Here is a 13,303-nt window from a genome sequence, read left to right on the forward strand (position 1 = left end):
TAAACATACTAACTATAACTTTAAGGAATAATGAATACTAAGAAATTTACATTTAAGCCAAATCATTACCCACTCGAACCAGGTATGCGTCTATTGGAAGCAAGTGCTGGTACAGGGAAGACATTCTCTTTGTCACATCTTGTCTTGCGTCTACTTACTGAAAAAGAATACTCAATGGAAGAGATTCTTGTTATTAGTTTTACAAAAGCAACAGCTTCTGAAATTCAAGCCAAGATATCTAGTCGATTACTTTTAGCACTAAAAGGACTCGAAAACATAAAAACCAATTCAAAAGTCGGTACACTTGATCAAGTCTTAATTGAATGGTTAGAATTAAACGCAAAAAAGAAGTCAACCAGATTGCGTTTGGCTGGCCAAATATTAAAAGCACTAGAAAGTATTGATCATGCAGATATAACAACCATTCATGGATTTTGCCGTCGAACTCTTCGGAGAGAATCCATTGCAATCGGATGTGATATAGACCCTGAGCAAATTTCAGAAGAAGATAATGAAAGATTAATGCATGAAATAATACATGAATACTGGAAAGAGCATATTTTAGGAATTAATCCATTACATTATAAAGGGCTACAAATGGCTGGCTTATCATTAGACAACCTATTTAGTAGCTTATCAAAAATTGATAATGATCCTAGTGTAGACTTTATAGTAGACGATCCGAAGATTAATAGCTCAACCGAACTATCTGATCAATTTGAAGGTTGGTTTAAAGAATGTTGGGAAAAATTCATTTTTCATTGGAATAAAGGAGGAGTTGATTTAGAAAAATACATTAGAAATCAATCATTGATCTGGAAAGAAATGGGTGTAGCAAACATAAAGCCCTTCTCTCCTAAACCTAGAAGAGATAGAGTATTAGAAATTACAGACTGGATTCTTAAATACACTATTTTTAAAAACAATCAAGAAACTAAGTTAACTCCAAGCTATTATGTTGTTCGGAGCAATCTATTACTTAAAGATTACTTTCACCCTGGTAAAATATCAGAAATTGAAGCCCGTAACGACCTTAAACAATCAATATCGCCATACTCTACTTTGCAATGTGCCATAGCTGAACTATGGGATAAGCCAGCGGAAATGACATGGAAACATGCATTAAGCTGGTGTAATCACAAACTAAAAGAAAGAAGGAGCAATTCCGGTATTATAAGTTATAGTGATCAACTAAAAGCTTTAGATCCGGGGGCAAATCAATTAAATGATATAACTAAAAATCAAATAACAAAGAAATTACAAGAAAGATATAAAGTAATCCTTATTGATGAGTTTCAAGATACAGATCCAGTTCAGTGGCGAATAATCAGTGAGGCCTTTAGTAAAAGCAATAATCATGTCCTCATTCTAGTAGGCGATCCAAAACAATCGATCTATAGATTTAGAGGTAGCGATCTTTCTACCTACTTAAATGCTAGAAAGAATGTAGATCGTATTGATTCATTATTGACAAACTACAGAGCAATCCCTGAGCTTGTAAGTGGTCTTAATACTCTAATGAAATGTGGCCTAAAGAATTCAAGTCTAGAAGTACCAACTTTATCATCCGCGACCAAGGCGAAAGAACATACCGCAACTCCTATTGAGATTCTTAACTTTGACGTTACGTCATCCACTACTAATAACTCAGGAGAAGAATTGCCATCGAAATCACTGGTAGAAGAATCTATCCCATCGATTGTAACTACTACTATTCTAAGACTTTTAAAGAACGAGGCATTGACAACTAATCTAGACGATATATGTGTTCTTGTTAATCGACATGATCAAGCGGAAAAGATACGCGATAATTTAGCAAAAGCAAATCTTCCAAGTAGACTAATAAATCAGGGTGATGTGCTAGAAAGCTTAGCCTCAGAATGTTTACAGATTTTTTTGGATTGCCTAGCATACCCTACTAAAATAGCTAATATAAAAAGATTAGCTGCCTCACCATTATTACAATGGGGACTGACTAAAATTCAATCATCAGATGAGAATGGTGATATTGATCAACTAGTAATTAAATGCAAGGACTGGGCACAGGGATTGCAAACAAAAGGTCTTCCTAATTGCTTGTCAGAACTTTTAGAAGGGGAGAATATAGCTAATTTATCTGAAAGGGGGAGACTGCTAGGGGATCTTCAACAATGTGCCGAGATTGTCCAAGAACAGATCCATATTGAAGGCTTAGATGCTCACCTAACTGCAAGGTGGCTAAGGCAACAATGCAATCGAGATCTAAAACATATACCAGAACTACGTCGACCTAATAGCGACATAGCAGAATCGGCTATAACAATAATCACCGTACATAGGAGTAAAGGACTTCAATACAAAACTGTAATCTGTCCATACCTATGGCAGGCTCCTCCTATTCCTAAAGGACCAATATGGCGTATCAAAGGTTCAGAAACCTGGTATTTCTCTCTTAACACAGATGGGGATAAGATGAAAACCATTTTAGAGAACTCAATCAATGAGTCAATAGAAGAATCTGAAAGGATTGCATATGTAGCCCTTACTCGTGCTCAAAATAAATTAATCGTAATCTGGAGCATGGCAACAAATCAAGCAAAGAATCCATTAAGATATCTATTCTTCGGAAAGGAAGAAGAAAATTACAACCAAAAAGAGCTTTCGATTAAAACCATGCAAAAATGGATAAAAGATCAAGATAAAAATATTACTATCAAGAACATAGAAATAAATAAAACTAATGATTTTTGGTCCTCAACCAACAGCTCTGAACAATTAAGTATTGGTCCAACTCCAGAAAGAGCATTAGATCAAAGCTGGGGAAGGTATAGTTACTCAAAATGGATTTCGTCTGCTACAGACAAATATGCTTATCCTCAAAGCCCTAGGATATCAGAAGAGGGTAAAGACACAGAGCAAATTGAACTCAGAGCAAAAGATGTAGACAGTAATCAATTCGTCTCACAGTTAGTAGATGTTAAATATTCACAGAGTCCACTGGCAGAGTTTCCACGTGGTCCAGTAGCAGGCGACTGCCTCCATAGAATACTTGAAAAATTAGATTTCTCGCTTCCTATAACAGATCCTAAAACAGCGAGCTTGATTGAGGATGAACTGCGCAAGAGTTCAATAAGCATTGATATGAAAAGCAATGTAAAGGATGCATTAAAGAGAGTCTTAAGTGTGCCTCTTGGAGGAGCCCTAGGTAATCTTCAATTAAAGCAACTTAATAGCAATAGATGTATTAGCGAGCTGAAGTTTGATCTCTCTCTATCGATTAATGATAATGCCATCAAGTCAATTGACATATATAAGGCATTTAGAAAGAATCCTGACTCCAAATTTGGGAAAATTTATCCTAAAAAGCTTATTGACTTAAATATATCAAGCAAGGGTTTCTTCACAGGTTCAATAGATCTAATTTTTTACGATAAGGATAACTTTAAAGAAGCTCGTTGGTGGTTAATTGACTGGAAGAGCAACTGGATAGGTAATGATATGGAAGATAGTAAATCAATAAATTGCAGTCCTGATAACTATAGTCAAAAAAATATGTATAAACAAATGATTGAGCATCATTATCCTCTTCAGGCACACCTATACTTAGTAGCATTACACAGATATCTTAATTGGAGGTTAGTTGATTACAATCCCTCCAAACATTTAGGTGGATATGTCTATATCTTCCTAAGAGGAATACCGAAGACTAAAGAAATCTCAAGTTATAATTTAAAGAGCAAGGTTCCAGGTATATTTCTGGAAGAGGCACCTATCGAAAGAATATTGGCATTAGATAAATTAATGGATGGTACAAAATAATGATCAATACTGAGTTAAGCAGTTCACAAGAAAATTTAACTAATATGATAAGTGAAGTTCTGAAATCCAGAATTCCACCTAAGAATCCCTCTGAATATAAATATTTACAAGATTTTATCAGATTATTGATGGAAGCACTTGATAGAGGGGAGCTATCTATAGCAGTAAATGAACAGACAATTTGTAGAGAACTAAACACTAAGGGGGGGGCAGCTAAACACCTCAAGGCATTACAAAATAGCGGTTGGATTGAAGGAGATAATTCTCCAATGGTATTCCATGACAATCGACTAAGCTGGAGACGTTGGCATGAAGAAATGCATAGTGTTATAGACAATCTAAAATCCAGATCACATAAAACACCTTTTTATAGTTTAAATAACAAACAAACAATCATTTCTGAGGATTATTCAACGCTAAATTCCGAACAAATCTCTGCTGTAAAAGCTATAGCTAATAATAATTTGATTCTCCTTAGTGGCGGTCCAGGGACAGGGAAAACTAGCACCATTATTCAAATGTTGATTAAGGCACTATTAATCAAGTGCGATTTAAAGATTGGTTTAGCTGCTCCTACAGGGAAAGCAACTAGACGATTAGAAGAAGCCATACAAAAAGCTGGCCTTAGTTTAAAAAGCAATCTCAAAATCAATTTGTCAAGAATACCATGCTTAACTCTTCACCGATGGCTTCAGGCTATTGAGAGTGGGTTCTTGAAATGCAAAACAAATCCATTGCAATTAGATATTTTAATTGTAGATGAAATGTCTATGGTAGATCTTTCATTAATGCATGGCTTGCTAAATGCGCTGCCAGAAGAAAGTCAGTTAATTTTAGTTGGAGATCCAGACCAATTACCACCTATAGGGGAAGGCGCAGTATGGCATACATTACATGAAAAGGATACTTTAAACAGATTTAATCATTGCTCAATCCATCTAACAAAGCTTTACCGAAACAAAGGTGTACTAGCTGATTTAGCAATTAGTGCAAGAGGGAATGAATTATCTACTTTTTTAAATAATCTCATAAACCTACCACCTTCAACGAAGCTAAAAGTCATCTCATCAACGAAAGAGAGTATCCCTCTACATATAATCACTACAATACGTCAGCATCAAAATCAATTAAGTGAATTAACTAAAGAATTAGATTCAATTGATACATCGAACACTCAAGTCCCTGTTACTTCAACAAGCTATAAATATGCAGAAGATCTACTTGGCTATCTAGAAAAGTTAATTGTTTTGTCTCCTAAGCGATATGGATTATGGAGTGTTGATCATATCCACAAAACACTATTAGGAAACAGATTGGGTGAGGGAGTGCTTAGTTGGCCTGAGGGGACGCCAGTAATATGCACTCGAAATCAGTATGATCTTAACCTAGCAAATGGAGACATTGGTGTGATTATTGGTACTAATGAGAAGAAACGTCTTTTGTTTAGAGTTAATACTAATGAAGGGAAAAACAACTTAAAATTGATTCATCCATTAAGGGTAACAAAGATAGATCCAGCTTTAGCCATAACAATACATAAATCTCAAGGGAGTGAAGCCAACCATGTTATCTGCCTATGGCCAAATACAATAAACACCAAAAACGTCCATAAAAGCGAATTTATGATCAATGAAGATTACGAAAGAAAATTAATTTATACAGCCATCACAAGAGCAAAAGCTAGATTAGATATTGCTATATGCCATGAAGATACAGAAGATAATAAGAATGAAGTGGATTCTAGGACTGACAAAATGATAGATTAAAATGATCCCTTTAATAAGGTGAGTCAACAAAGTGCGGTTAATGCCGATTGGAGGTTGTCTGCCTGATTTTCAAGGGATATCAGGTGTGCAACTTATTTAAATGACTAAACCCAATCCTAATGATGAATCACCCTCTTCAAATATTGAAGAAGAATCACAAAATACATTCATAAATGAAGGGGAAATTCTCAATAGTGAATTAGATGATTCCCTAAAAGCATCAAATAAGAAGAAAAAAACTTCTGATGGTTTTAACTGCTTTGGGTTTAGTGAAGATCTAATAAAAACCTTATATAACAAAGGTTATAAGGAACCAACCCCTATACAAAAAGCTGCAATACCAGAATTAATGCTGGGGCGTGATTTACTTGGGCAAGCCCAAACGGGTACTGGTAAAACTGCTGCATTCGCTTTACCATTGCTAGAAAGAATTAATAACAAAGAAAGAAATCCACAGGTTTTGGTTCTGACTCCTACTCGTGAACTTGCTATGCAAGTAGCAGATTCATTCCGAGCATATTCAGAAGGACATCCCAATATAAATATACTTGCTCTATACGGAGGGTCCGATTTTAGATCACAAATCTATTCGCTTAAACGAGGTATAGAAATAGTAGTAGGAACTCCTGGGCGAGTTATGGATCACATTCGACAGGACACATTGAGACAGGAAGGACTTCAATGCTTAGTACTAGATGAAGCAGATGAGATGTTAAGAATGGGCTTTATTGATGATATCGAATGGATTCTTGAGCAGTTGCCAAATGAACGTCAGATGGTTTTTTTCTCTGCGACAATGCCGACAGAAATAAGAAGGCTTTCTAAAAGATACCTGAAAGATCCAGCCGAAATTACTATTAAGTCAAAAAAGAAAGAAGCACAACTTATAAAGCAAAAATATATTATTGTTCAAAATAGCTATAAACTTGAGGTATTAAAGCGTGTACTTGAACTAAGTTTTGGTGAAGCTGTGATAATTTTTGCCAGGACCAAAGTAATTACTTTAAAGCTCGCAGAAAGCCTAGAGGCCTCCAATCATAATGTGGCTGTGCTCAATGGGGATGTGCCCCAGAATCTTAGAGAAAGAACGGTTGAAAGGCTAAGGCAAGGGGGAATAGATGTTTTAGTTGCTACTGATGTGGCAGCTAGAGGCTTGGATGTAGAGCGGATAGGACTTGTCATCAATTATGATATGCCTTTTGACTCTGAAGCATACGTACATAGGATAGGACGTACTGGTAGGGCCGGCAGAAGTGGAGAAGCGATTCTTTTTATCAATCCTAGAGAAAGATCCTATTTAAGCAATCTAGAAAGAGCCGTAGGACAAACCATAGAAAGGATGGAAATCCCTACTAACGACATTATTAATAAACATAGAATCAAAAAAATCAAGAGTGATCTAATCGAAAAAGCCTCAAAGGAAAGAAATGCTAATGAGCAAGACATTATGATAAAAGATATTTTTGAAGAAATCGAGAATGAACTAGAGATAACACCTCAAGAAATTGCACTAGCTGCTATAAATCTTTCTTTAGGGGAGACTCAATTATTAGCAGATACAGATGAGAGTTGGATATATCAAGCCGACAAACATCGTAGTACACATGATCGTCGCGATAGTCGAAACAAAAATCAACGAAGAAATAATCGAGATGTCAGAGCAAATGATAAAGATAAAGAACGATTCAGGGTAGAAGTTGGTCATCGTGACAGAGTAAAGCCAGGAAACATCGTGGGGGCTATTGCAAACGAGTCTGGTTTAAATGGTCGGATGATTGGTAGGATTCAGATTTTTGATAGCTATAGCCTTGTTGATTTACCAAAAGGAATGCCTACGAATGTATTCAACAATCTCAAAAGAGTAAAAGTTATGAATAAAGAGCTAAACATTGTTCGTCAGCCATAGCCAGTGCAAGTTGAATATCAATGAATATAGTCAAGTATAATGATTAAGCTTTTACTTAATATAATAGTTGTTTATGCTTCTGGATTTCACCAACAAGTTTTAGCAGAAGACTTAAACTTAATTATAAAGAAATTTTGCATGGAAAGTTTCAACCAAGAGATGATAGCTTCTGGGTATCAAGAAAACAAACAAGTAGGAAGTCAAATATGCAATTGTTTTGTATATGAAATAAACAATGGGAATACTATCGGTCAAGCACGCAAGACGTGCAAAGAGGATGCTCTTAAAACAGTTGATTTACAAAAAACAAATTTGCTATGAACAAGAAGCCTAATAAGAAATTAAATAGCAATCCATTGTTTAGACTTGCCAGGAACCAATCAAAGCAAAAACAATTAATCATATATGCAATTATATGTTCAGTTCTAAATAAGTTATTTGATCTTGCACCACCAGTCTTAATAGGCGTATCTATAGATGTAGTAATAAGAGAGAAAAATTCATGGTTAAGCAATTTTGGCTATCAAGCTGTACCTTCTCAACTGGCAATACTTGCTATTGCTTCATTCCTTATATGGAGTGCAGAATCATTCTTTGAATACCTCTATGGATTGCTATGGAGGAACCTTGCCCAAAGCACTCAACATAATCTAAGAATACAAGCCTATAATCATCTACAAAAACTAGAGATGTCATTCTTTGAGAGTGATAGTTCGGGCAGGTTACTAGCGATATTAAATGATGATATTAACCAATTAGAACGATTTTTAGATCATGGAGCAAATCAATTGCTCCAATTGGTTGTAACTGTGATTACAGTTGGTACTACAATGGCATTTCTAGCTCCAAATGTTGCAATATTTGCTTTTATACCTATCCCAGTAATCCTTTTTGGATCTATTAAATTTCAAAAGAAATTAGCTCCTAGATACAAAGATGTTAGGGAAAAAGCTGGAGACATAGCAGCTCGCTTAAGCAATAATCTTGGCGGGATTTTAACTATTAAGAGTTTCACAACTGAGTCATGGGAAGTTGAGCGTCTGAAATTAGACAGTTATGCATATCAAAAGAGCAATACTGAAGCGATAAAGTTTTCTGCTGCGTTTATACCATTAATTCGCTTCGCGATTTTATTTGCATTCCTTGCAATTCTAATTATTGGAGGCTTACAAGCCTGGCAAGGGACCCTAGAAGTTGGAATTTATAGTTTTCTAGTATTTATAACCCAAAGACTTCTTTGGCCATTAACGACACTGGGGCATGTACTAGATGAATATCAAAGATCTATGGCATCTACTAATAGAGTCCTAAATCTAATAGATAAACCAATTACAATTTCTGGAGGAAATCTTAGAATTAGCCCCAACCAAGTAAAAGGCGAAATAAGTTTTAAAAATGTTTATTTCAAGTATAGAGATAGGGGATCCCTTCTTAATAACTTCAATTTAAATATATCTGCCGGAAGCACTATAGGGATTGTAGGATCAACAGGTTCTGGCAAAAGTAGTTTAGTTAAATTAATTCTAAGATTGTATGCAATAAACTCAGGAACCATAGAAATTGATGGAGTTGATATAGAGAAAATTAATCTTAATGACTTACGTAAATTAATATCCCTTGTGAGTCAAGAAGTATATCTTTTTCATGGAACAATTAGAGAAAATATTTCATATGGAAATGACAAAGCAACATTAAGTCAAATCATAGATGCAGCAAAACTATCAGAGGCATCTGAGTTTATTGATAAACTTCCTGATAGATATAATACCCTTGTAGGAGAAAGAGGGCAAAGATTATCAGGAGGGCAATGTCAAAGGATAGCATTAGCTAGGGCTATTCTAAAAAATGCACCAATACTAATTCTAGATGAAGCAACAGCTTCTGTAGACAATGAAACAGAAGCAGCCATTCAAAGATCATTATCAAAAATAACAGCTAATAGAACAACTTTAGTTATTGCACATAGACTAAGTACTATTAAGAATGCAGATCAAATAGTTGTTTTAGAGAAAGGCAAGATTGTGGAATCAGGAACTCATGAGTCTTTATTGCAAATGAATGGGGTTTACTCTGAGCTCTGGAATGTTCAAGTCGGTTGATTTATATGCCAAACTAATATTCTGTCTTTTAAAGGGTACTTTCCTAAATAAAAAATCTAAAAGAAGTTATTACACGTTGGAATAAACGATCAACTTTATTCCAACGAAGATCATTCGTACCAGCTGCAAAAGTAAATAATGAGCCTCTATCAACAACAACAGTAGCAATTTCATGCCGGTCTTTATCTGGAAGGTGAATTAAATATTCAATATCGTAAAAAACATGATTACCCTCGTCCCGTGATCTTGCATCAAGTAGCTCAGCCTGTCTTTCTCCACCATTAGGTGCTAATAATTCATTCATCAATCTTTCTCCAACTTCTAAAGGAGTACCAATATTTTCCAGCTCAATATCAGAAGAAACATCTGATACAACCAAACTCAACGTTTCATCGCTATTAATTAGATCATGAAAGACAATTTCAGGTCCGCCTTGAAGCGCAATGCGTGTCCATCCTGTTGGATAAAAGAAGCCATATCGACCATCACTGCTTTGAAAGCCTTCTAAGCCAGCTGTCCCATTGGAACTACAAGCTCCTAAGGAAAAAATAACAACTAGCAATAAGAGTGCTCGTAAGAAGGGTTTGAAAAAAGCTCTCATTGATTTTTCTTTAATTAGAAACCTTTGTGAACAATGTACTTACTTACAGAAGAATTAGTAAATTTCACTTAAATGACGTAAGAGTGTTTAAATTCTATATATCTGCCTTAAAACTCTGAGCAATTTCACTAGACCGCTTGCTCATCTTATAGATCAATTCGAACAACTTCCAGGAATTGGCCCTAGGACAGCACAACGACTTGCTTTGTATTTACTTCGTCAACCTGAAGACAAGGTAAAGGTTTTTGCAACGGCCCTATTAAGTGCCAGAAACAAAGTAGGAGAATGTCAAAAATGTTTTCATCTCACAGCAAACAACGAGTGTGAAATTTGTCTTAATTCACAAAGGGACTCTTCTTTAATATGTGTCGTAGCAGATTCAAGAGATTTACTTGCATTAGAAAGAACACGTGAATTTAAAGGGCTATACCATGTCCTTGGAGGGCTTATATCTCCTATGGATGGTATTGGACCGGAATTATTAAATATCTCTGCATTAGTTAAAAGAGTTTCAAGTGAAAACACAAAAGAAGTCATACTTGCACTTACGCCTAGCGTTGAAGGTGACACAACAAGTCTTTATATATCACGACTCCTAAAAGCTTTTGTAAAAGTCACAAGAATTGCATATGGTTTACCAGTTGGCAGTGAACTTGAATATGCTGATGAAGTAACTCTTACAAGAGCCATAGAAGGTCGCCGTGAGATAGAATGAATACATTAAAGAAATGACTAGAAGTTCTAAACCAACTAGATATACACAAATCAAACCAAAAGAAAGGTTGCCTGAATGGATACAACCTTCTATAGGGAAAGCCTCTCAATTAGAGAATGTTCAAAACTTAGTTAAAAAATATAGGTTACACACAATATGTGAGGAGGGACGTTGTCCTAACCGAGGAGAATGCTATGCATCAGGAACCGCGACCTTCTTACTTGGTGGATCGATTTGCACCAGAAGTTGTGCTTTTTGCCAAGTAGAAAAAGGTCTCTCACCAGAAAGAATTGATCCACATGAGCCAGATCGTATAGCTCAAGTGGTATTTCACCTAAAACTAAAGTATGTAGTTCTTACCTCTGTAGCAAGAGACGATCTTAGTGATCATGGTGCCATATTATTTACAAAGACAATTGATGCAATAAGAAAATTATCTCCGAAAATATCTATAGAAGTTCTTACGCCTGACTTTTGGGGTGGATATGTAGACGAGCTAAAAGCAGTAGAAGCACAAAGGCATAGACTTAAGACAGTACTTAAAGCTAAGCCTGTTTGCTTAAATCACAATATTGAAACTGTAGAGCGCTTACAAAAAGAAGTTCGCAGAGGGGCAACTTATAAGAGGTCTCTTGATTTACTTCGCACTTCTAGTGAGATAGATAAAAACATACCAACTAAATCAGGCTTAATGCTCGGCCTAGGCGAAACCCGTGAAGAGATTATCAAAGTCCTTAAAGACTTACGTTCAGTCAATTGTCAACATGTAACCATTGGTCAGTACTTACGACCTTCTCTTTCGCATTTACCTGTACAAAGATATTGGCATCCCCAAGAGTTCCTGAATCTCGAAATAATTGCAAAGGGACTTGGCTTTAGCAAAGTAAATAGTGGGCCATTAGTAAGAAGTAGCTATCATGCAGATCAAGGCTAGTTGATTGATCCCAAATTCAAACTACTCTCCCAAAGTGTCTTGCTATGTTTATAAATATAAGCACAATCTCCAACCATTAGGCTGCCAGCTCCTCCCCAAACCATTCTAAAAGGTAAATCCAAAGCAGAGCTCCCAACCTCCCTCGTAACACTAAAGCCTCGCATTCTAAAATACCTAAGCAATGTGTCATGTTGTTCCTTTTCATCATTAATTGCAAGTAATCTGGCTTTTCTACAAGGAGTTTCTTCAAGTGCCCAAGCCATTGTTGAAGCCCAAATTAAATTCCCAACTCCGCTTGGAGCATTCTTGCTAACTTGCATGGTGTCGAGCTGTAATCCACTGATACTGTTGTAAGCCCATCCTTTCATCTCTCCATAAAGTTTCACCTTCTCAGGAGTTACGTATTTACCTACAACTAATCTAAGAGTCCACAAATTAAGGGGGCGTCTCAATTGAACTCTTAACAAAAGCCCTGCTTTAGCAGATTGACACTCTAATGAACTTAAAAGGTTGCCAGTCATGCACTAGGCCAAATTGAATTCCCGGGTAGACGTTCTTGAAGCTGTTTAATATGTTTTTGTCTTTCCTTAAAACGATCTCTATCATCATCACTAAATACATTCTCACAATGGTGGCATTGAATCCCAGGTAAGTAGTTGGATTTTTGTCTGTCTTCTGGGGAAAGAGGCATCCCACATGCAAAGCAAAGTCTATGTTCACCTGGCGTAAGCTTATGATTCAAAGCAACTCTGTGATCAAAAACAAAACACTCACCATCCCATCGACTTTGATCTTCTGGTACTTCAGCTAAATATCGAAGAATTCCACCACGTAAATGATAAACCTCCGGTACACCTTGTTGTTTTAAAAACGATGTAGCTTTTTCACATCGGATACCACCCGTACAAAACATAGCAATCCTATTGTGCTTCTTTTCTTGTAAGAGTTTATCAAGATTCCTCCTAGCCCACTCAGGGAATTCACGGAAAGTATCTGTATGAGGATTTAAAGATCCCTGAAATGATCCTATGGAAACCTCATATTCATTACGCATATCTATCACCAATGTCAGCGGGTCATCAATAAATTCATTCCATTGATCTGGTTCTACATATTTACCTACAGTTTTTCGTGGATTAACTCCATCTATTCCCATAGTAATAATCTCTCTTTTTTTACGAGCTTTAAATCGCCTAAATGCTTGTTTAGAAGTAAAACTAATTTTTACCTCCATAGAGTCATCAAGAACTAATGAATTTAACTTTCTTCGCATGATTTGTATCCCATGAGAAGGGCCACAAATAGTACCATTAATCCCTTCTAAAGCAACGAGAATAGTTCCTCTAACATTATATTTATCAGCTATATCTACTAGCTCCCGTAATATTGTTGGAATTGTCTCATCTTCAATAGGTGAGAAACTATAAAATGCTGCAACCATTAAGCGATTGCCAACATCCTTTTCTTTTGTTTTGATAATCATA

10 protein-coding genes are annotated in these 13,303 nt (G+C 36.0%); 7 read left to right on the forward strand and 3 right to left on the reverse strand.

Translation table 11 applies throughout. From position 1 onward, the window contains the following. The first annotated feature begins 30 nt into the window (after window positions 1-30). The 5 genes from EV07_RS05160 to EV07_RS05180 all read left to right on the forward strand — a co-directional run bounded on the left by EV07_RS05160 (window position 31) and on the right by EV07_RS05180 (window position 9,569). The gene (locus EV07_RS05160) at window positions 31-3,798 is read left to right on the forward strand and encodes a UvrD-helicase domain-containing protein (protein ID WP_036917917.1); all 3,768 of its coding nucleotides are present in this window, start codon (window positions 31-33) and stop codon (window positions 3,796-3,798) included. After that, entirely contained in the window at window positions 3,798-5,564 is a 1,767-nt protein-coding gene (locus EV07_RS05165) for an AAA family ATPase (RefSeq protein ID WP_052043892.1), read from the forward strand. The genes EV07_RS05160 and EV07_RS05165 overlap by 1 nt, the downstream gene beginning before the upstream one ends. Before the next feature lie 100 nt (window positions 5,565-5,664). Continuing rightward, window positions 5,665-7,470 (forward strand): DEAD/DEAH box helicase, encoded by a 1,806-nt coding sequence (locus EV07_RS05170; RefSeq protein WP_036917918.1) that lies wholly within the window; start codon window positions 5,665-5,667, stop codon window positions 7,468-7,470. A gap of 138 nt (window positions 7,471-7,608) precedes the next feature. Next, window positions 7,609-7,791, forward strand: coding sequence for a hypothetical protein (locus EV07_RS09630; protein WP_152557552.1), 183 nt, complete (start codon window positions 7,609-7,611; stop codon window positions 7,789-7,791). Beyond that, on the forward strand, window positions 7,788-9,569 hold the full coding sequence (locus EV07_RS05180; RefSeq protein WP_036917921.1) for an ABC transporter ATP-binding protein: 1,782 nt from the start codon (window positions 7,788-7,790) through the stop codon (window positions 9,567-9,569). Before EV07_RS09630 ends, EV07_RS05180 begins: the two co-directional genes overlap by 4 nt. Window positions 9,570-9,612: 43 nt before the next feature. Here EV07_RS05180 and psbP read toward each other — a convergent pair whose 3' ends face one another. Further along, a complete protein-coding gene (gene psbP, locus EV07_RS05185; RefSeq protein WP_036917922.1) occupies window positions 9,613-10,170 on the reverse strand; it encodes a photosystem II reaction center PsbP in 558 nt (185 codons plus the stop codon). A 115-nt stretch (window positions 10,171-10,285) separates the two neighbouring features. Here psbP and recR point away from each other — a divergent pair, with 115 nt between their 5' ends. Both recR and lipA read left to right on the forward strand, forming a co-directional pair. After that, window positions 10,286-10,885: a recombination mediator RecR gene (gene recR, locus EV07_RS05190; RefSeq protein ID WP_052043893.1), complete on the forward strand. Its 600-nt coding sequence runs from the start codon at window positions 10,286-10,288 to the stop codon at window positions 10,883-10,885. Between the two features lie 13 nt (window positions 10,886-10,898). Next, a complete protein-coding gene (gene lipA, locus EV07_RS05195) occupies window positions 10,899-11,819 on the forward strand; it encodes a lipoyl synthase (RefSeq protein ID WP_036917924.1) in 921 nt (306 codons plus the stop codon). Here the strand turns inward: lipA and EV07_RS05200 are convergent. Beyond that, window positions 11,816-12,340, reverse strand: coding sequence for a hypothetical protein (locus EV07_RS05200; RefSeq protein WP_036917925.1), 525 nt, complete (start codon window positions 12,338-12,340; stop codon window positions 11,816-11,818). The genes lipA and EV07_RS05200 overlap by 4 nt on opposite strands. Then, on the reverse strand, window positions 12,337-13,302 hold the full coding sequence (gene trhO / locus EV07_RS05205; protein WP_036917926.1) for an oxygen-dependent tRNA uridine(34) hydroxylase TrhO: 966 nt from the start codon (window positions 13,300-13,302) through the stop codon (window positions 12,337-12,339). The genes EV07_RS05200 and trhO overlap by 4 nt, the downstream gene beginning before the upstream one ends. Between the last annotated feature and the right edge of the window lies 1 nt (window position 13,303).

It is taken from the genome of Prochlorococcus sp. MIT 0603 (assembly GCF_000760215.1).
Taxonomy (GTDB): Bacteria; Cyanobacteriota; Cyanobacteriia; order PCC-6307; family Cyanobiaceae; genus Prochlorococcus_E.

Coding starts and splice junctions, on each gene's coding strand:
- EV07_RS05200 (WP_036917925.1), bottom strand. CDS start 12,340: ATGACTGGCAACCTTTTAAGTTCATTAGAGTGTCAATCTGCTAAAGCA.
- EV07_RS09630 (WP_152557552.1), top strand. CDS start 7,609: ATGGAAAGTTTCAACCAAGAGATGATAGCTTCTGGGTATCAAGAAAAC.
- EV07_RS05180 (WP_036917921.1), top strand. CDS start 7,788: ATGAACAAGAAGCCTAATAAGAAATTAAATAGCAATCCATTGTTTAGA.
- trhO (WP_036917926.1), bottom strand. CDS start 13,302: ATGATTATCAAAACAAAAGAAAAGGATGTTGGCAATCGCTTAATGGTT.
- lipA (WP_036917924.1), top strand. CDS start 10,899: ATGACTAGAAGTTCTAAACCAACTAGATATACACAAATCAAACCAAAA.
- EV07_RS05165 (WP_052043892.1), top strand. CDS start 3,798: ATGATCAATACTGAGTTAAGCAGTTCACAAGAAAATTTAACTAATATG.
- psbP (WP_036917922.1), bottom strand. CDS start 10,170: ATGAGAGCTTTTTTCAAACCCTTCTTACGAGCACTCTTATTGCTAGTT.
- EV07_RS05170 (WP_036917918.1), top strand. CDS start 5,665: ATGACTAAACCCAATCCTAATGATGAATCACCCTCTTCAAATATTGAA.
- EV07_RS05160 (WP_036917917.1), top strand. CDS start 31: ATGAATACTAAGAAATTTACATTTAAGCCAAATCATTACCCACTCGAA.